Below are 19,450 nucleotides of genomic sequence, written 5' to 3' on the forward strand. Positions count from 1 at the left end.
CGCCTGGCTGCATCACTACAATCACCACCGGCCACACACCGCAACCGGCGGCAAACCGCCCGTCACCAGATTGACCAACGTCCCTGGGCAGTACACCTAGCACATGTCCTTCCTCCCGCCGACGACGGCCGAAGACGTCATCGACAAGCCAGCCAAGGTCCAGTTCGAAGCGTTTCTCGATGAGCACCGCGGCGCCCTCAACCGCTGCCTGGACGGGCTGACCGAGGAGCAGGCGCGCCGATCTTTGGTGCCGTCCCGGACCACGCTGCTGGGCCTGGTAAAGCACGCGACTTTCGTTGAGAAGGTCTGGTTCGACGAAGCCATCACATGCCGGTCGCGCGCCGAGATCGGCATCCCTGCGACGCCGGACGAGTCGTTCATCCTCGATGAGAAGGACACCATCACCACCATCCAGCGAGCACACCGCGAAGCATGTGAGGCATCACGCCGCGCGACGTCATCCCTCGGGCTGGACGACATGGTCCACGGCAACCGACGCGGCCCCCTCCCACTGCGCTGGGTGTACCTCCACATGCTGCGCGAGCTCGCTCAGCATTGCGGGCACGCAGACATCCTGCGGGAGCAGCTCCTGAGCGATTGACGATCTCTCCGCCCTAAAGGACGGAGATTCCCTCCACGCTGCGCGTGAAACACGCGGCGTCCGGGTGGATTCCTGGTGATGACGGGTGATTTTTTACGTCAGTTGTTGACGGTGGGAGCAGCGTGATCAGATGGCAGATGCCGAACCAAGGGAATCGACCATGCCCTCTGCACCTGCCGAGTACCGACGCATCGCGGACGACCTGACCGCGCAGATCAAGGGCGGCGCGCTCGCGCCGGGAACGAAGCTACCCAGCACGGCCGAACTCGCGGACAAGTACGGGGTAAGCGTAGCCACGGCGTACCGCGCGGTGTCGTTGCTGCATGACCGGGACCTCGTGATGGGGCAGCCCGGACGCGGCGTATACGTAGCCGGCGAGAAGTAGCTGCACGGCCGCGCATGTCACAGCACGGCCGCTCTCCTCCGATAGCCCGTACGCCCACCCCCTCTGAGTCCCCCGTCGAGCCGACGGAGCCGCGTCCAGCGGCAGAATGCAGAATCAGGGCCTCCGGGTCAGCGCGACCCCGGCGAGGACCAGGGTGACGCCGGCGAGGACCGCCGTCGTGACCGGTTCGTCGAGAACGAGCCAGCCGAGCACGACGGCGACGAGCGGCAGCAGGTACATGACGGTGGCGGCCGCGGTCGGGCCCTCGTCCTGAATGATGCGGTAGTTGAGGACGTACGCCAGTCCGGTGCCCGGGATGGCGAGGATGAGCAGGCTCAGCGTCGCGTCCCAGCGCCACGACACCGCGGCGAGCCCGAAGACCGGCATGGCGGCCGCCATCAGCACGGTCCCGGCGGCGAGCTGACCGATGGCGAGCATCAGCGGCGGGATTCCCCGGTTCGTCAGGTGCCTCGCCATGTAGAGGTAGCTCACGGCGTAGCTGGCCGCGGCGGCGAGACACGCGAACCCGCCCCAGCTGGCGAACTCGCCGGCCGACCGCCACGGACTGAAAAGCACCACCACGCCGAGGAAGCCCAGCCCGAAGCCGGCCGCCCTGGCCGGGGTCACCGCCCGGTCCGCGCCGACCACGACTCCGAGCAGCAGCGACCAGAGCGGCGTGGTGGCGTTGATGACTCCGGCGACGTTCGAGCCCACGGTCTGCTCGGCGATCCCGACGAGTACGTACGGCAGCGCGTTCGCCAGCATCGCGGCGACGAACAGGTGAGCCCAGACGCGCCAGCCGCGCGGCATCCGCAGCCCCTGCGACGACGCGATGGGCGCCAGCGTCAGCGCGCCGAGCAGCAGCCGCACGAAGACGATCTGCACGGGGTTGAATCCCCGGAGGCTGAGCTTGATCCAGAGGAAGCCGGAGCCCCACAACAGGGCGAGCGCGGCGATCCGCAGAACCCCGGCGGTACCGGGCAGCCATCGGCCAGTTCTGTCCACTATGCCCCCTTGGGAGAGCGCCAAGGATATCGATGGCGGCTCACGAGTCACGAGGTGAATCAGAACCGGACGGTTCGGCGCCGCGACGAGGCTGGCACAGCCGGGTACCAGATCCGCTCATCTTTCGCGGAACCGGGCCGATAGCGGGGATATGCCGGAGAAGATGGTCGCCGCCGAGTTGCGCGACAACGCGCTGAACTCGCTGCTGAAGACCCATCCCGAGGCGCTGGTCTCCGCGATCGGGACCGACGGGTTCCGGGTGCCGATGCCATCCTCGGTCGGCCTGCGGGATGAGCAGATCATCCCGGTCCCGACCGACCGCGCCACGATGCTCGACCTGGTCGTGTCGCAGGACGCGCTGCGTGTGGTCACGGCCTGGGAGCAGGCGAGCAAGAGCGGGATGGCGATCGGCACGGTCCGGACGCGCAATAACCCCGACCACTTCCTCAACCTGCTGCTCATCGACATGCGGCACCGTCACGGTGTCTGGCTCGGCGCCCTGACCGAGCTGAGCAGCGACGATGCCGTACCCGCCACGGGCACGGCGCTGACCGCTTCCCTGCTCGTTCCGCTCCGACCCCGCACCGCGACCGTGCGCAAGAACTGGCGGGGCCTGATCACCGGCATCGACGATCGCGCCACCCGGATGCTGGGCTGGAGCGCCGAGCAGATAGTGGGGCTGCGGTCGACGGAGTTGATCCACCCCGACGACGTCGAGCGGGCCGTGGCCAACTGGATGGAGATGCTCTCCAAGCGGGAGGGCCAGCGGGTACGCGTCCGGCACCAGTGCGAGGACGGCACCTGGCTCTGGGTGGAGACCGAGAACACCTTCCACGACGCCGACGATCCCGAGGAGATCGTCGTGGTCACGCAGCTGAGCGACATCTCGGACGAGATGGCCGCGCACGAGGCGCTCGACCGGCGGGAACGGCTGTTCCGGCGGCTCGCCGAGTCGCTTCCCACGGGCCTGCTGCAGCTGGAGTCCGACGGCTCCCTGTTCTACGCCAACGAACGGCTCGGCGCGATCCTCGGCATCCCCGCCGCGACGACCCTCGACGAACAACTGGCGTCCGTCGTGGACCGGGACCGCCCGGGCCTGGACGCCGCGATCACCGCGGCGTTGCGGGAGGGTACGGACTCGGAGCTCGAAGTCGAGGTACGACTGCCCGGCTCCGAGCAGCTGCGGCGGTGCGCGGTGAGCCTGACCGCGCTGACCGACCAGGAGGGGGCGCCGGGCGCGCTGGCGTGCGTCAGCGACATCACCGAGAGCGCGCGCCTGCGCGAGGAGCTGAAGGCCCGGGCCACCTTCGACGCCCTGACCGGGTGCTACAACCGTGCCTCGATCATGGCGCTGCTCGACCAGACGCTGGCCGACGACCAGCCGGGGCTGACCGCGGTGGCCTTCGTCGACCTCGACAAGTTCAAGCCCGTCAACGACGGGCTCGGCCACGCCGCCGGTGACGAACTGCTACAGCGGGCGGCCACCCTGCTCACCGGGCTGCTCGGCCCCGAGGACCTGGCCGGACGACTGGGCGGCGATGAGTTCCTGCTGGTCTTCCCCGGTGTGGTGTCCCGGGCGGAGGCGGTCGCGATCGGGCAGCGGGTCGCCGAGACGCTGCATCAGGAGGTCGCGCTGTCGTGCGGGGCCGTGCGGCTGGGCGGGAGCGTCGGCGTCGCCTGCGCCGACCGGCCCATCACCGCCGACGAGCTGGTCGCGCGCGCCGACGCCGCGATGTACGAGTCGAAGCGGCAGCGTCTGGGCGCCCCGGTGCTCTACACGGATGAGCTGCGCCAGGCCGCGTGACGTGACGTCGCCGACCGGCCCGGCTCTCCCCTCCGTACACCCTCACCGCCGGACGGCGGAGGCGCAGGTGATGCACATCGTGGCCGACGGGCGGACCGCGAGCCGCTCGGCGGCGATCGGCTGCCCGCAGCCCTCGCAGACGCCGTAGTCGCCGGTCCGGAGCCGCTCGAGCGCCCGGTCCAACTCTTCCAGCCGGGTACGCGCCCTGGTCAGCAGCGCCGTCACCTGGGCCCGTTCGAACGCGATGGTGGAGCCCTCCGGGTCGTGCTCGTCGTCCGTGGCGACCAGCGCCGACGCGTCGATGATCCCCCCGAGGTCGCGGCTCAGGTCCGCGATCTGCTGCATCGTGCCGGCGCGCTCCGCGGCGAGGAGTTGTTCGACGGTCTGTTCGGTCATACAAGATGCAACGTCGCCGCTCAAACCCGGCATTCCGGGCTAGCGGATCTTCGGCAGCACCTCGGTCGCGACCGTCTCCAGCACGGCTTCGTCGCCGGCGTACCAGCTGGACTCGCGCGGCCAGTGGGTGATCACGTCGGTGAAGCCGAGCTCGGCGGCGCGCCCCACCGCCTCGGCGAAATACCCCGCGCTGGAGAGCGAGAAGACCGGGGCGGAGTCCAGCGAGAGGTAGCGGTCCAGCGTCGCCGGATCACGGCCGTCGGCGGCGAGCGTCTCGTCGAGCCGCTCGCTCAGCGCGGCCACCGACCGCCACCAGTCGTCGAGATCGTCCGTGGCCTCGCCGATCGTCACCCATCCCTGGCCGAACCGGGCGGCCAGCCGCAGCGACCGCTTCCCGTTCGCCGCCATCACGAACGGGACCCGCGGCGTCTGCACGCACCCCGGCGTGCTGCGCGCGTCCACGGCGGTGAAGTACTCCCCCTGCCAGGTGACCCGCTCCTGCCGCAGCAACAGGTCGAGCAGCTCGGTGAACTCGGCGAACCGGTCGACGCGGGCGCGGGGCGGCAGCGTCTGCCCGCCGAGCACCGTGGCGTCGAACCCGATGCCGCCGGCTCCGACGCCGAGCAGCAGACGCCCGGCCGACACGTCGTCGAGCGTCGTCACCTGTCGGGCGAAGTGCACCGGGTGTCGGAAATTCGGCGACGCGACCAGGGTGCCGAGCTTGATCCGCGAGGTGACGCCGGCCGCGGCGGTCAGCGTGCCCACCGAGTCGAACCATGGGCCGTCGACCAGATCACGCCAGCCGAGATGGTCGTACGTCCAGGCGTGGTCGAAGCCCCACTCCTCGGCCTGCCGCCAGCGCCGTCGCGCCTGCGCCCACCGCCGGTCCGGAAGGATCACGATGCCCACTCGCATGGAATAGCAGCCTAATCGCGTGGGCAGCCGCCGCCCACGTATTCACGGGCCCCTTGACAAGTGATCCTAATGGCGTTAGGTTTTGTCCTAGCAACGATAGCCTTGGGGGGCAGAGATGGGTACGGCGTTTCTGGAGGTGCCGGGCGGCCGGCTGGCGTACGAGGCGACGGGGCCGGCGGACGGCCCGCTGGTGGTGTGCGCGCACGGCATGGGCGACACCCGCGCGTCGTACCGCTTCCTGACCCCGGCGCTGGTCGCGGCGGGTCACCGGGTCGTCACCGTGGACCTGCGGGGGCACGGCAAGTCGAGCAGCGGCTGGCCGGCGTACAGCGCGCGGCTGATCGGCGAGGACCTGCTGGCGCTGATCCGCCACCTCGGCGGACGGGCGACGCTGATCGCCCACTCCATCAGCTGCGCCTCCGCGGTCTGGGCCGCCGCCGAGGCGCCCGACGCGATCACCCGGCTGACGCTGATCGGCCCGTTCGTCGAGGACGCCCCGATGAACCCGGCGATGCGGCTGGCCACCGCCGCGGTGCTGCGCAGCCCCCGCCTCTGGACGATGTACTACCGCTCGCTCTACCCGTCGGCGAAGCCGGCGGACTTCGCCGACTACCTGCGGGCGCTGCGCGCCACCCTCGGCGAGCCGGGCCGGATGGCCGCGGTGCGCGGCCTGATGGGCACCGGCCCGGAGTGCATGGCCCGGATCCCGGAGGTGCGCTGCCCGGTGCAGATCGTGATGGGCACGAAGGACCCGGACTTCGCCGACCCGACCGCCGCGGCCCGCGAGGCCGAGCGCCGGTTCGCGCGGGCGACGGCCGAGCTGGTTGAGGGCGCCGGGCACTACCCGCACGCCGAACTGCCGGCGCTCACCACCCCGACGGTGCGGGCGTTCGTCGCGGAGCCGGTCAGTGCCTAGGGCGGGGTTGTCGCCGGGCGCGGTCGTGGACGCGGCGCTCGCCGTCATCGACGAGCGGGGGCCGGAGGCGCTGACGTTGGCGGCGGTGGCGGCCCGGACCGGCGTCGCCACCCCCTCGCTCTACGTGCACGTGCGCAACCTGGCCGAGTTGCGCCGGCTGGTCGCGCAGCGGGTGCTCACCGAGATGGCGGAGCGGCTCGGCGCGGCCGTGATGGGTCGGGGCCGCGACGAGGCGGTGGCCGCGCTCTTCCACGCCTGGCGGGCCTACGTGTTGGCGCATCCCGCGCGCTACGCCGCAGTTCCGGCGCAGCCGCGGACCGACCCCGAGGTGGCGGCGGCCGCCGCCGGGCTGATGGAGGTCGTCCTGGCGGTGCTGCGCGGGTACGGGCTGACCGGCTCGGACGCGATCCACGCCGCCCGCCGGCTGCGCGCCACCGCGCACGGCTTCGCCGCGCTGGAGGCCGCCGGCGGGTTCGGGCTGCCGGAGGACCTGGACACGAGCTACCAGCAGGTGATCGACATGGTGGTGGCGAGCCTGCGGGGAACCGCGGCGGCTACGTGATCGGTCGGGGGCCGCCGCCGTGCAGCTCACGCAGCGTGGACCGGCCGGCGATCTCCACCCGCTCGCGGCCGAACGCGTCGGTCCGGCCCCACCGCCCCGGGATGTCGAGCAGCCCGACCCGCCCCATCCCGACCGGCAGCGCCGGCTCGACCACCAGGTGCTCGCCGTGCGGCTCCAACCCGAGCATCGTCCGCAGCAGCAGCAGCGGCGTCCCGGTCGACCACGCCTGCGGGCTGCACGCCGTCGGATACTGCACCGGGTACTTGGTGACCGAGCGGTCGTAGCCGCCGAACGCCTCCGGCAGCCGGCCGCCGAAGAACTCCCCAGCGTCGATCATCCCTTCGGCGATGCAGCCCGCCTCGGCCCGGAAGCCGTACCTGCGCAGCCCCCAGGCGATGAACGAGTTGTCGAACGGCCACACCGTGCCGACGTGGTAGCCGATCGGGTTGTAGCGCCCCTCCCCGTCGGCCATCGTCCGCACGCCCCAGCCGGAGAAGAGCCGCGGCGACATCAGCGCCCGCGCCACGCTCCCCGCGCGCTCCTGCGTGACGATGCCGCTCCACAGCAGGTGCCCGATGTTCGACGTCAGCGAGTCGACCTGCCTGCCCTCGGTGTCCAGCGCCAGCGCGTAGAACTGCCGGTCCTCGACCCAGAAGTCGCGGTTGAAGCGCTCCTTGAGATCGGCGGCGTCCCGCTCCAGCCGGTCGGCCAGCGCCGGGTCCTGCCAGAACTCGCGCGCCAGCCGCGCGCCGCGCACCTTCGCGTCGTACGCGTACCCCTGCAGCTCGCAGGTGGCGCGCGGGAAGCCCGGCAGCCGGCCGTCGTGGTAGGCGATCGAGTCCCAGGAGTCCTTCCAACACTGATTCTCCAGCCCGACCTTCTCGTTGCGGCGCTGGAACCAGACGTAGCCGTTGCCCATCAGGTCGCCGTACTCGTCGATCCACTCCAGCGCCCACCGCGCCTCGGGTTCGAGCTGCCGCACCAGCGTCGCGTCGCCGGTCCAGCGCTCGTACTCGTCGAGCAGGATCACGTAGAGCATGGTGGCGTCGGCGGTGCCGTAGTAGGGCGAGTGCGGCTGCTCCTCGAAGGCCGCGGTCTCGCCGTACCGCATCTCGTGCAGGATCTTCCCGGGCTCCTCGTCGCGGAAGTCGTCCAGCTTGCTCCCCTGCAGCGTGGCGAGCAGCCGCAGCGTGGTGGCCGCGAGGTCGGGCACGAACGGCAGCGCCTGCAGGCTGGTGAAGAGGCTGTCCCGGCCGAAGATCGTCATGAACCACGGCAGGCCGGCGGCGGGCACCGACTCCCCGCCGTACGTGAGCGGGGTGTACCGCAGCGCCGCCAGATCCACCAGGCTGCGCTTGTACGTCGTCTCCAGCGCCGCGTTGTCGGTCTCCAGCCGCGGCGCCTGGTCCAGCCACTTGTGCAGCTCCTCTTGCATCTGCGTCTTGGCGCGTCCGTGCTGGCCCTGCAGACTGGCGCGCAGATCCCGTCCACCGGCGCCGAGGATGATCGTCTGGACGTGGAGGCTCGTGCTCCAGCTCTGCTGCGGATCGATGCGGACGGTGAACGTGAGTCCGTGCTCGTCGACGGTCGCCGGCTCGCTCGCGGTCACCACCGTCTCCCGGCGGAACGTCTCGCGCTGGTAGCCCAGCCGCAACGCGCCGTCCTCGACCCGGATGTACAGATCGCCCTTCTTGTTCTCGACGTTCTTGATCTCGAACAGGTCGGCGAAGTCGTTGCCGACCTCCATCCGGACCGTCACGTCCATCGGCTTGTCGTCGTGGTTGAGCACGGTCAACTGCTCGTCGAAGCTGCTGCCGATCACCCGCTGCCGGATCACCGACACCTTCGCGTCCACGTAGTGGGTGGGCGCGCCCGGCACCAGGAAGAACCGGGTCTCGAAGTACTGCAGGTCGTCGACGGAGAGCGCGTTCAGCCCCTCTCCGTTGATCTTCAACTGCCACTTCGACAGGAACCGGGTGTCGTACGAGAAGAAGCCCTTCGGCACGCTCGGCGACGGATCGATGTCACCGGTGTCGTTGCTGACCACGAACGTGTTGCCGTCCAGGATCCGGACGAGGGTCTCACCGGTCACGGCGCCACCGCCCCCGCGTCGCCGGCCGCGGATGCCGCGCCGTCGGCGGCCCCGGCAGCAGCCGCTCGAAGAGCACCAGCAGCCGCAGGTTCCCCTCCACGGTCATCCGGTTGCGCAGCAGCGACGCGATCGCGTTCGACTCCCCGGTGGCCAGCTTGTCGAAGAGCCCCTGGTCGGTGCGGACCACGCAGTCCGCCGGCCGATCCTCCTGCGTCACCGTCACGTCGCCCCTGCTGATCGCCAGGTGCCAGTGGTCGGTCTGCTGGTCGTGCTCCAGATCGAAGCGCAGGCTGCCCTGCACCTTCTCCAGCAGCGCCTCGTGCCCGCGCCGCCCGATCCCGGTGAAGAGTTCCGTGGTCGGACTCGCCATCAACCTCTCCCTTCGCCCTGACCGGGAGCGTCGCTGACGAAGGGGTGGCCGGGCATCACCCGCGGCGGGTGACCCGACGCGCGGCCTCACTCCTCGAAGAGCCCGTACGCCTTCCAACCGCGGTCGGCGAAGCCGGCCGCCTCGGCGACCCGCGCGGACGCCGCGTTCTGCACGTCGTGCACGTACGTCGGCACCAGCCCCTCGTCGAGCACCCGCCGCGCCGCCTGCGCGACCAGCCGGCGCGCCAGCCCCTGACCGCGCGCCGCCGGCTCGGTGCCGACCGCCAGTTCGCGCCCGTACCGGTCGTGCCGCTTGATCCCCACCCCCGCCAGGTACCCGCCGTCGGCGTCGCGCGCGATCAGCACCTGGCCGCCGAACGGCCGCAGCCACGGCGGCAGCACCGGATCATCGGCCGACACCCACTCCCCGGCCTCCGGCAGCGGCGCCGGCGCGAGCGAGTAGCGGAACACCGCCCGGTACGCGTGCCAGCCGTCGTACCCGACGGCGGCCGGCAGCTTCGCCAGCAGGTCCCCGACGGGGAACGCGGCGAGCGCCCGCACCGCCTCGACCCGCGACGGCGGCACCGACAGCACCGCGCCGCCGGGCGCACCGATCCCCACGACCGGGTTCACCCGGCCGTCCCAGCCCGGCCGGGTACGCCGCTCGGACCCGACGACGTACAGGGCCCGCCCGGCCGGCCACTGCCCCAACCAGGACGCGAGGTGGTGGTAAAGGCGCTTGTCGAGCATCGGCACTCCTAACGGAACCGCCGCGGGCACACCGTGTCCGCGCAGCGTACGCCGGAAGAACCGCGACGCGCGGCCCGCCGGCGCCGGTCGTGGCGGTTCCGGCGGCCGCCGGAGCGGAGGGAGGCGACGGTCAGGCCGCCGCCCCCGAGGTGCGCACCAGGGTGCGGATCTGGCGCAGCAGCACGGAGAGCGCGGCCAGGTCGGCCCGCGAGTCGTCGAACGCGGCCATCGCGGCGCGCGCCCGGTTGATCGCGGTCTCGTTGGACTGCTCCCACTCCCGCACCCGCTCCGGGGCGGACGCCGACTCGGTGGTCGAGCCGAGCACCTCGGCGGTGAGCGCCGCCAGCGCCGCGTACAGGTCGTAGCGCAGCGCCATCCGGGCCAGCGTCTGCCACCGGTCCTCGCGCGGCAGCAACGAGATCTTGGACAGCAGCGCGTCGACCCGGAACAGCTCCGACAGCACGAAGTAGACCGACGCCACCTCGTCCACGTCCCGTTCGGTGGCGGCCGCGGTCTCCACGATGTCGAGCAGCCCGAAGCCGTACATCAGCCGGGTGGCCTGCACCGCCAGCTCCGACGGCACGCCGCGCTCGACCATCTCGGCCGCGTGCGCCTCCAGCGCCTGCCGCTCGCTGCCCAGGAAGAGCTCCTCCAGCCGCGGCAGCAGCCGGGAGATCCCCTCGCGCAGTCTGGCGATCTCGCCGGGCACGTCGAGCGGCGAGCGGCGGTTGGCCACCAGCCAGCGCACCGCCCGGTCGACGAGCCGCCGGGTCTCCAGGTAGACCGAGGTCTGCGCCTCGGTGGAGATCTTGTTGTCCAGCGCCTCCACCGCGGTCCACAGCTCGGCCAGCCCGTAGACGTCGCGGACCACCACGTACGCCCGGATCACGTCCGCCGCCGAGGCGCCGGTCTCCTCCATCGCACGGTGCACGAACGAGATCCCGCCGCGGTTGATCACCTCATTGACCAGGCCGGTCGTGACGATCTCCCGGCGCAGCCGGTGACCGGCCATCCGGTCGGCGTAGCGCTCCCGCAGCGGCGTCGGGAAGTAGCCGGTCAGCGCCGCATCGGTCCACTCCTCGTCGGGCAGCTCCCCGTGCAGGACGTCCCGCTCCAGCACGATCTTGGCGTACGCCATCAGCACCGCGAACTCCGGCACCGTCAGCCCGCCGCGACCGGCCTCGGCCCGCGCGTCCAGCTCCGCCTCGCTCGGCAGCGCCTCCAGCTCCCGGTCGAGCTGGCCGCCGCGCTCCAGCTCCGCGATCATGCGTCGGTGCACCGGCAGCAGCGACTTCGACTGCACCTTCGCGATGCCGAGCGCCCGCGCCTGGTCGTAGTTGTCCCGCAGCACCAGCTCGGCGACCTCGTCGGTCATCTCGGCCAGCAGGGCGTCGCGGTCCGGCTGGCTCAGCTCACCGTCGGTCACCGCCCCGCCGAGCAGGATCTTGATGTTCACCTCGTGGTCGGAGCAGTCCACGCCCGCGGAGTTGTCGATGAAGTCGGTGTAGATGCGACCACCGCCGAGCGCGTACTCGATCCGGCCCCGCTGGGTCAGCCCCAGGTTGCCGCCCTCGCCGACCACCCGGGCCCGCAGCTGCCGGCCGTTGACCCGGATCGCGTCGTTGGACTTGTCCCCCACCTCGGCGTTCGACTCGCTGGACGCCTTGACGTAGGTGCCGATGCCGCCGTTCCAGAACAGGTCCACCGGGGCCTGCAGGATCGCCCGCATGAGCTCCGACGGCGACATGCTGGTGACCGACTCGTCGAGGCCGAGCGCCGCGCGGACCTGCGGCGTGATCGGGATCGACTTCGCGGAACGCGGATGGACCCCGCCCCCTTCGGAGATGAGGGAGGCGTCGTAGTCGGCCCAGCTCGAACGGGGCAGCTCGAAGAGCCGCCGCCGCTCGCGGTACGACACGGCCGCATCGGGATCGGGGTCCAGGAAGATGTGCCGGTGGTCGAACGCGGCGACCAGCCGGATGTGCTCCGACAGCAGCATGCCGTTGCCGAACACGTCGCCGGACATGTCACCGACGCCGACGACCGTGAAGTCCTGGCTCTGGGTGTCGATCCCCATGTCCCGGAAGTGCCGCTTCACCGACTCCCAGGCGCCGCGCGCAGTGATCCCCATCTTCTTGTGGTCGTAGCCCGCCGAGCCGCCGGAGGCGAACGCGTCGCCCAGCCAGAAGCCGTGCGCCACCGAGATCGCGTTGGCGATGTCGGAGAAGGTGGCGGTCCCCTTGTCCGCCGCGACCACCAGGTAGGGGTCGTCCCCGTCGTGCCGCACCACGTCCTTCGGCGGCACGATGTCGCCCGAGACGATGTTGTCGGTGACGTCCAGCAGCGCGGAGATGAACTGCTTGTAGCAGGCCACCGCCTCGTCGCGGTCCCCCGGCTTCTGCTTCAGGACGAACCCGCCCTTCGCGCCCACCGGCACGATCACCGCGTTCTTCACCATCTGCGCCTTGACCAGGCCCAGCACCTCGGTGCGGAAGTCCTCGCGCCGGTCCGACCAGCGCAGGCCGCCGCGGGCGACCGCGCCGAAGCGCAGGTGTACGCCCTCGAAGCGCGGCGAGTAGACGAAGATCTCGTACTTCGGGCGCGGCGCCGGCAGCTCCGGGACCGCCTGCGGGTCCAGCTTGAACGCCACGTACGACTTCGGACGCCCGTCCGTGGTGCGCTGGTAGAAGCTGGTGCGCAGCGTCGCCTGGATCAGCGTCAGGTAGGCGCGCAGGATGCGGTCCTGGTCCAGGCTGGCCACGTCGTCGAGCTGCTGGCGGATCTCGCCGATCAGCTCCTTGGCGCGCTGCTGCCGCTGCGTGTCGGTCAGCCGCAGCACCGGGGAGAAGCGGTTCTCGAAGAGCTCCACCAGCAGCGCCGCGATCGCCGGGTACGCGATGAACGTCGACTCCATGTACTCCTGGGAGAAGACGGTCCCGGCCTGCCGCAGATACTTCGCGTACGCCCGGAGCACCACCACCTGGCGCCACGTCAACCCGGCGCGCAGCACCAGCTCGTTGAAGCCGTCGATCTCGGCCTCGCCGCGCCAGGTCGCCGAGAACGCGTTCTCCACGTGCGGACGGACCTCGGCGAGCTCCCGCGCGCCGGCCGGCAGCTGCAGTCCGAAGTCGTACAGGTAGATCCGGCCGTCGGAGCGGTTGATCTCGTACGGGTGCTCGTCGACCACGCGTACGCCGAGCGAGTGCAGCACCGGCAGCACCGCGGAGAGCACCATCGGCTCCCCGTTCCGGTAGACCTTGAACCGCACGTCGCGGTCGTCCTCGCCGGTCTCCATCGCGCGCTGCGCCGCCTGCCAGGTACGGAACAGGTGCATCTCCAGCTGCCCCGGTTCCTCGAGCAGCTCCAGCTTCGCGAGGTCCTTCACCGCCCCGTACGGCGTGTGCTCGTCCTTGTAGCCCTCCGGGAACGCCTCGGCGTACCGGCCGAACAGCACCTTGGCCTGCTCGTCGCCGAGCTTGCGCTCCAGCACCAGCCGGAAGTCGTCGTCCCACAGCCGGGTGGCGTCGGCGAGCAGCTCGGCGAGACCGTCCACGTCGACGGCGCCCGGCGGGGCGCTCGGGTCGGTGCGCACGATGAAGTGCACCCGGGCCAGCACCGACTCGGTGACCCGGGTGGTGTAGTCCACGCCGATGCCGTTCAGCTCGCGCAGCAGGATGTCCTGCATGCGCAGCCGGTTCTGCGTGGTGAAGCGGTCGCGGGGCAGGTAGATCAGGCAGGAGATGAACCGGCCGTAGCCGTCGCGGCGCAGGAAGAGCCGCAGCTGCCGGCGGCCGGCCATCCGCAGCACCCCGACCACCGCGCGGTAGAGGTCGTCGGTCTTGATCTGGAACAGCTCGTCCCGCGGGTAGGTCTCCAGGATCTGCAGCAGGTCCTTGCCGGAGTGGCTGCGCGGGCTCAGGCCGGAACGGTCCAGCACCTCGGCGACCTTGCGCTTGACCACCGGCAGCTCGCGCACGCTCGTCCGGTACGCCGCGGTGGAGAACAGCCCCAGGAAGCGCCGCTCCCCGATCACCTCGCCGTGCTCGTCGAAGACCTTGAAGCCGATGTAGTCCAGGTAGGCCGAGCGGTGCACGGTCGCCCGCGAGTTGGCCTTCGTGATGATCAGGAGCCGCTTCTCCAGCACCTTGTCGGCCGCCTCCGGCGTCATCGACGACAGCCGGCGCAGCGCGGTCTGGTCCGGGCGCAGGATGCCCAGCCCGGTGCCGAGCACCGCCTCCAGCGCCTTGCCCCCGTCCTCGGTGTCGATCAGGCGGTATTCGCGGTAGCCGAGGAAGGTGAAGTGCTCGTGGGCGAGCCAGTGCAGCAGCTCGACGGAGTCGGCGATGTCCTTCTCCGGCACCGGCGGCGCGGCGTCGGACTTGCGGGCGGCGGCCAGCTCGTCGGCGAGGTCCATCGCCCGCTGGCGCATCTTCGGCCAGTCCTCCACCGCCTCCCGCACGTCGGTCAGCACCCGTTGCAGGTCGGCGCGGAGCCGCTCGCGGTCCGCCGGGTCGCGCACCGGGTCGATCTCGATGCGCATCCAGCTCTCGACGATGTCGCCGTCGATGGCGTCGTCGGGCTCCACCTCGGCGGCCACCTCGGTGAGCCGCCCCAGCGGCTGCCGGCGGACCACCACCAGCGGGTGGACCAGCAGGTGCACGTCGAGGTGGTGGCCGGTGAGCAGGGCGGTCACCGAGTCGACCAGGAACGGCATGTCGTCGGTGACGATCTCGATGACGCTGTGGTGCTGCTCGCCCTGCGGCTCGCCGATCCGGAGCTTCAGCTCCCCCGGCACCCGCTGCTCGGCGAGTTCGCGGTGCGCCCGCGCCGCGGCGAGCATCTCCTGCGGCGTGTAGTCGATCAGCTCCTCGTCGGGAGCGAACCGCCAGTAGCGGTCGACCAGGCACGCCGTGTCGTGGTCCTCGCCGGCAAGCGCGATCGCCTGCGCGACCAGCCGTTCCGCGTTCGGCACGGCCTCCTCGAACGCGCCGTCGTCGCCGTCGTCCGGGCCCGCGTCGCTGGCGACCGCGCTCTCGTAGAGCGGGTCGAGGCCGGCGTCGCCGCCGACCGGCGCCCCGATCGGCTCGTCGAACGGACCCGGCTCCGCCGAGCCGCCGGGACCGGACTCCTCGTCGCTGACCACCGGCTCCAAGCGGTCGGACCTGCCGTTCCCGCTGGGCCGGAGCTCCGGTTGTGGGGTCGTCGCCGGACGCCGCTCCATTGGTGCCACTCCCCTCGCCCACCACGTTGTGGGTCACGTCTGCGCCAATGATGCCCTGCCGATCACCGAACCCGAACCGCCGGGAGGGGGTACCGCGCCGGACTGGGGACTGTGATCTGGGACACCCGCGCGGGCGCGCCACATCCGCCCTGCTCCCGGTACCCGCAGTCATCGCCGTCGTCACCCCCCATCGGACGACGGTTGACTCAGCTGAGGCAAGGCGCGCCGGGGCATCGGCGGGACAGCCGGCGTACTACGGTCGAAACCCGACCCGTCGTGCGACCGGAAGGTGACCACCACATGCGCCGTCCGTACCTCGCTTCCCGCCTGGGGCGAAGCCCGCGCCGGCCGGTCGCGGCGCTCGCCGGCCTCGTGCTCGCCGCCGCCGTGCTGCCCGGCTGCTCCAGCGACGACGGGCCGGACTCGGCGCTCGACGCGTTCCTCGCCGGGTGGCCCACCGGCCAGCTCGACAAGCTCGGTTTCGTGACCGCCGCCGGGCAGCGGATCGCCGCGGGCGACGTCGCCGCCGAGCTCAAGCAGCTCTCCGGCGAGCTCGCCGACTCCCCGCCGAAGCTTCGGCGGTCCGGCGACGCGAAGGTCACCAACGACATCGCGACCGCGACGGTGGCGGTCGACTGGACGCTTCCCGGCGACGTGCACTGGCAGTACCCGACGACGGTGCGGCTCAAGCACGCCGACGACGGCGCCTGGCAGGTGGTCTGGGAGCCGACGGTCGTCCACGACAAACTCACCGACGGCGACCAGCTCGCGGTGCGGCGGCTGGCGTCGACCCGGGCGGCCATCCTCGACGGCGCCGGCAAACCGATCGTCACCGCGCGCCGGGTCGTCCAGGTCGGGGTGCAGCCCAGCGAGGTCACCGACCCGGCGGCGCTGACCCGGCAACTGGACGCCGCGTTCAAGGCGATCCGCCCCGCGATCAACCCGCCGATCGACGTCTCCGACCTGCCGAAGCGCCTCAGGGAGGCGAAGCCGGACGCCTTCGTCGAGGTGGTGACGCTGCGCGACGAGGCGTACCGGCAGATCAAGCCGCGCATCTACGACCTGCCCGGCACCAAGTTCCGGGACGAGCAGCGCGACCTGGCGCCGACCCGCGAGTTCGCGCGGGCGCTGCTCGGCTCGGTGGACCCGGTGCAGAAGGCCGACATGGACGCCAGGCCCGGCAGGTTCGTGGCCGGTGATCTGGTGGGGCACGGTGGCCTGCAGGGGAGGTACGACGACCAGCTGCGGGGCACCCCCGGGGTCTCGGTGATCGTCGCCCGCAAGGGTCCCGACGGCGCGGTCACGCCGACCGACACCGAGGTCTTCCGGGCCGAGCCGAAGCCCGGCACGCCGGTGAGGACCACGCTGGACGTGGCGACCCAGACCGCGGCCGACGCGGCGCTGCGCGGTGACCGGCACGTCAGCGCGCTGGTCGCGATGCGGATCAGCGACGGCGCGCTGGTGGCGGTCGCGAACGGACCGGACGGCGGCGCGCAGAATCACGCGCTGACCGCGCAGGTGCCGCCGGGCTCGACGTTCAAGATGGTCAGCGCCCTCGGGCTGCTGGACCTCGGCGCGGTCGACCTCGACACCCCGGTCGCCTGCCCGAAGACCTTCACCGTCGACGGCCGCTCGTTCAAGAACGCCAACAACTTCGCGCTCGGCACCGTGCCGTTCCGGGTCGACTTCGCCCGGTCGTGCAACACGGCGTTCACCGCGCTCGCCCCGAAGCTCGGCGACCAGGGGCTCGCCGAGGCCGGCCGCAGCCTCGGCCTGGAGGGCTCCTGGACGCTCGGCGTGGACGCGTTCACCGGCAAGGTCTCCGCCGGCGGCTCCGCGGCCGAACGCGCCGCGGCGGCGTTCGGTCAGGGGACGACGGTGGTCAGTCCGGTCGCGATGGCGGCGGCGACCGCGGCGGTGGCGCGCGGCCACTGGCAGGCGCCGACGCTGCTGCGCGAACCGGCGCCCGGCGCGAAGGCGCCCGACGGGCCGAAGCTGAAGGAGAGCTCCGTCGGGCCGCTGCGCACGATGATGCGGCAGGTGGTCACGGCCGGCACCGCGACGCAGTTGGCGACGGCGCCGGGCGGCCCGGTGTACGGCAAGACCGGCACCGCGGAGTACGACGACAATCCCGCGCACACGCACGCCTGGTTCGTCGGCTGGCAGGGCGACATCGCGTTCGCCGTCTTCGTCGAAAAGGGCGGCTCAAGCTCCGCCACCGCCGTCCCGATCGCCGTCCGCTTCCTCCGCGCCCTCGCCGCCGCCCGCTGACCCCGTTCCCTGTCCCCGGTCGGCGCGAACGTCCCCGACCGGCGGTGGCGGGAGGCCGGGCGCGCGCCGGGCTAGGCGCCGGCGCCGCCGGTGGGCGTCGGGGGACGCCGGGGGGTGTCGAGGCCGGAGCGCGGGGCCGGGACGCCGTCGCCGGGGGTCGTGGGGCGGCGGAGGCGACCGGGGCCGACATCGGGGGGCGGGCCCACCGGGTCGGGGACCCGGGTCAGCGAGGCGGCCGGCAGCCGCATCGGCTCCGCCGCCGGGCCGCGCACCGGACCGAGGCCGGCGACGACCGTGGAGACGATCTCCGCCGCGTACGCCCCGTCCGGGTCGTAGTCCGGGTCGAAGACCGTCAGCTCCACGCCGAGGCAGTGCGGGGTGTCGACCAGGCCCGCGAGCAGCAGCTCGAGCTCGCCGAACGCGATGCCACCGGGCTCCGGCGCGTCGACGGCCGGCATGACCGCGGGGTCGAGCACGTCCACGTCCACGTGCACCCAGTAGCCCGCGCAGTCCGCGAGCTGGTCGCGGGCCCACTGCGCGCTGCGCGCCGGCCCCTCCGCACGCAGCGCCGGCACCGGCCGGTGGACGATCCCGGCCGCCTGCAGGTCCAGCCGGTACTCGTCCTGCGCCCGGATGCCGAGCACCACCACGTCGATGTCGCGGACGTACGGCCGGCGGCCCTCGATCGCGGCCAGGTCCGCCTGCCCCCGCCCGGTCACCAGGGCCAGGTCCTCCCCCGCGGCCGCGCCGACGTACGAGGCGTTGCCGGGGTGCCGGAAGTCGGAGTGCCCGTCGACGAACACCAGTCCGATCCGCCCGCCGACCGCCTCGCCGAGCCGGTGCATGGCGAGCGCGGAGCCGAGCAGGATCGAGCAGTCCCCGCCGAGCACCACCGGGAACTCGCCCGCGTCGATGATGTCGCCGATCCGGTCGGCCAGCGCCACCGAATAGTGCGAGATCTGCCGGGCGTGGCTGACGCCGTCGCCGGGGCGCCAGTCCGCCGGGTCGTACCGGGGCGGGGTCAGGCAGCCGGCGTCGCGGGCGCCGAGCCGCGCCACCAGGCCGTGGTCGCGCAGCGCGCCGGGCGCCTTGGCGCAGCCCGGCACCGAGGTCTCGGTCGGCGGGCGCAGACCGAGGTTGGACGGTGCGTCGAGGACGGCGATCCGGCGCATCGGCGTGGGCTTCAGAAGAGCGCGCTGGCGAGGGCCCGGCGGGCCGCCGCGACCGCGGGATCGTCGGGACCGGCCACCGTGAACAGCGAGACGAGATGTTTGCGGATGGTCTCCCGGTCGTCGCCGGCGCTCCGCCGGACCAGCGCGACCAGCCGGGCGTACGCCTGCTCGGCCTGCCCGCTGAGCACCTCGATGTCCGCGGCGAGCAGCTGCGCCGCGACGTCGTCCGGCTGCGCCTGCGCGGTGGCCATCGCCTGGCGCGGGTCGATCCCGGTCACTCGGCGGGCGAGCGAGACGTGCGCGAGCCCCGCCTCGGCCGCGGCGTCCGCCGGCGACTCCGCCAGGATCTTCTTGTACGCCTGCTCGGCGACGTCGAGATCGCCGGTGATCAGCGCCTCGTCCGCCTCGGCCAGCCGCGGGTCCTCGGGGGTCTCGACGGCCACGCCGGCGGCCTTGCACACCGCGTCGACCCACTGCCGCAGCTGCGCCTCGGGTACCACCCCGGAGAACGCGTCGATCGGCTGCCCGCCGACGACCGCGTACACCATCGGGATGCCCTGGACCCGGAACATCTGGGCCAGCCGCGGGTTGGCGTCGACGTCCACCTTCGCGAGGACCCACGCGCCCCCGGCCTCGACCGCCAGCCGCTCCAGCACCGGCGACAGCTGCTTGCAGGGCTCGCACCACTCGGCCCAGAAGTCGACCACCACCGGCGTGGTCAGCGACCGCTCCAGCACCTCGGACTGGAACGTCGCCTCCGTGACGTCGATCACCGCGACGCCGCCGCCCGGGGTGGGCGCGGCCGCGGGAGCCGAGGGAGTGCCCGGGGCGTCCGCCGCGGGACGGGGCGCGGCCTGCGCGGTGCTGCGCAACGCGCTGAGGTCCACCGCGCCGCGGGTGAAAATCGACGGGGTCGTGCGTGGGTCGCTCATGGTTACCTAGTCTCGCATGCGGTACGGCCAACCCTCACCGTCTCTTTGCCGACCCTTGA

At 72.2% G+C, this 19,450-nt stretch carries 14 protein-coding genes and 1 pseudogene; 6 read left to right on the forward strand and 9 right to left on the reverse strand.

All coding sequences use genetic code 11. The features are described 5' to 3' along the window. The first annotated feature begins 103 nt into the window (after positions 1-103). Both BLW47_RS09465 and BLW47_RS09470 read left to right on the forward strand, forming a co-directional pair. Positions 104-601 carry a DinB family protein gene (locus tag BLW47_RS09465; protein WP_091554694.1) on the forward strand — a complete coding sequence of 166 codons (498 nt, stop codon included), beginning with the start codon at positions 104-106 and terminating at the stop codon, positions 599-601. 130 nt (positions 602-731) lie between these two features. Next, on the forward strand, positions 732-986 hold the full coding sequence (locus BLW47_RS09470) for a GntR family transcriptional regulator (protein ID WP_425435374.1): 255 nt from the start codon (positions 732-734) through the stop codon (positions 984-986). A 114-nt stretch (positions 987-1,100) separates the two neighbouring features. On the opposite strand, the gene BLW47_RS09475 is transcribed toward BLW47_RS09470, so the two are convergent. Further along, complete coding sequence (locus tag BLW47_RS09475; protein ID WP_217634820.1) at positions 1,101-1,991, reverse strand: DMT family transporter; 891 nt, start codon at positions 1,989-1,991, stop codon at positions 1,101-1,103. Positions 1,992-2,142: 151 nt separating this feature from the next. Here BLW47_RS09475 and BLW47_RS09480 point away from each other — a divergent pair, with 151 nt between their 5' ends. Further along, positions 2,143-3,795, forward strand: a complete 1,653-nt coding sequence (locus tag BLW47_RS09480) for a GGDEF domain-containing protein (protein ID WP_091554699.1) — start codon at positions 2,143-2,145, stop codon at positions 3,793-3,795. A 42-nt stretch (positions 3,796-3,837) separates the two neighbouring features. Here the strand turns inward: BLW47_RS09480 and BLW47_RS09485 are convergent, their stop codons facing one another. After that, positions 3,838-4,191 carry a TraR/DksA family transcriptional regulator gene (locus tag BLW47_RS09485; RefSeq protein WP_091554701.1) on the reverse strand — a complete coding sequence of 118 codons (354 nt, stop codon included), beginning with the start codon at positions 4,189-4,191 and terminating at the stop codon, positions 3,838-3,840. Positions 4,192-4,230: 39 nt separating this feature from the next. Further along, entirely contained in the window at positions 4,231-5,106 is an 876-nt protein-coding gene (locus BLW47_RS09490; RefSeq protein WP_091554702.1) for an LLM class flavin-dependent oxidoreductase, read from the reverse strand. Positions 5,107-5,221: 115 nt separating this feature from the next. Here BLW47_RS09490 and BLW47_RS09495 point away from each other — a divergent pair, with 115 nt between their 5' ends. Next, positions 5,222-6,022, forward strand: coding sequence for an alpha/beta fold hydrolase (locus BLW47_RS09495; protein ID WP_091554704.1), 801 nt, complete (start codon positions 5,222-5,224; stop codon positions 6,020-6,022). Next, complete coding sequence (locus BLW47_RS09500) at positions 6,015-6,584, forward strand: TetR/AcrR family transcriptional regulator (protein ID WP_091554706.1); 570 nt, start codon at positions 6,015-6,017, stop codon at positions 6,582-6,584. The genes BLW47_RS09495 and BLW47_RS09500 overlap by 8 nt, the downstream gene beginning before the upstream one ends. On the opposite strand, the gene BLW47_RS09505 is transcribed toward BLW47_RS09500, so the two are convergent. The 4 genes from BLW47_RS09505 to BLW47_RS09520 all read right to left on the reverse strand — a co-directional run bounded on the left by BLW47_RS09505 (position 6,577) and on the right by BLW47_RS09520 (position 15,016). Next, positions 6,577-8,676: an amylo-alpha-1,6-glucosidase gene (locus BLW47_RS09505; protein WP_091554708.1), complete on the reverse strand. Its 2,100-nt coding sequence runs from the start codon at positions 8,674-8,676 to the stop codon at positions 6,577-6,579. The two genes, BLW47_RS09500 and BLW47_RS09505, sit on opposite strands and share 8 nt — an antisense overlap. Beyond that, positions 8,666-9,046, reverse strand: a complete 381-nt coding sequence (locus tag BLW47_RS09510) for an SCP2 sterol-binding domain-containing protein (protein ID WP_091554710.1) — start codon at positions 9,044-9,046, stop codon at positions 8,666-8,668. The genes BLW47_RS09505 and BLW47_RS09510 overlap by 11 nt, the downstream gene beginning before the upstream one ends. A gap of 86 nt (positions 9,047-9,132) precedes the next feature. Continuing rightward, the gene (locus tag BLW47_RS09515; protein WP_091555685.1) at positions 9,133-9,795 is read right to left on the reverse strand and encodes a GNAT family N-acetyltransferase; all 663 of its coding nucleotides are present in this window, start codon (positions 9,793-9,795) and stop codon (positions 9,133-9,135) included. Positions 9,796-9,925: 130 nt separating this feature from the next. Continuing rightward, positions 9,926-15,016 (reverse strand): NAD-glutamate dehydrogenase, encoded by a 5,091-nt coding sequence (locus BLW47_RS09520; protein ID WP_091554711.1) that lies wholly within the window; start codon positions 15,014-15,016, stop codon positions 9,926-9,928. Between the two features lie 300 nt (positions 15,017-15,316). Here BLW47_RS09520 and BLW47_RS09525 point away from each other — a divergent pair, with 300 nt between their 5' ends. Further along, positions 15,317-17,287, forward strand: coding sequence for a penicillin-binding transpeptidase domain-containing protein (locus BLW47_RS09525; protein WP_091554713.1), 1,971 nt, complete (start codon positions 15,317-15,319; stop codon positions 17,285-17,287). A 112-nt stretch (positions 17,288-17,399) separates the two neighbouring features. On the opposite strand, the pseudogene BLW47_RS09530 reads toward BLW47_RS09525, so the two are convergent. Both BLW47_RS09530 and BLW47_RS09535 read right to left on the reverse strand, forming a co-directional pair. Next, positions 17,400-18,459: pseudogene (locus BLW47_RS09530) on the reverse strand (arginase family protein); the annotation flags it as partial. A gap of 11 nt (positions 18,460-18,470) precedes the next feature. Continuing rightward, a complete protein-coding gene (locus BLW47_RS09535) occupies positions 18,471-19,391 on the reverse strand; it encodes a tetratricopeptide repeat protein (protein WP_091554716.1) in 921 nt (306 codons plus the stop codon). Positions 19,392-19,450: the final 59 nt, after the last annotated feature.

Origin of the sequence: Micromonospora pattaloongensis, from assembly GCF_900107255.1 — a bacterium.
In the GTDB taxonomy this organism is placed as follows: Bacteria; Actinomycetota; Actinomycetes; order Mycobacteriales; family Micromonosporaceae; genus Micromonospora_I; species Micromonospora_I pattaloongensis.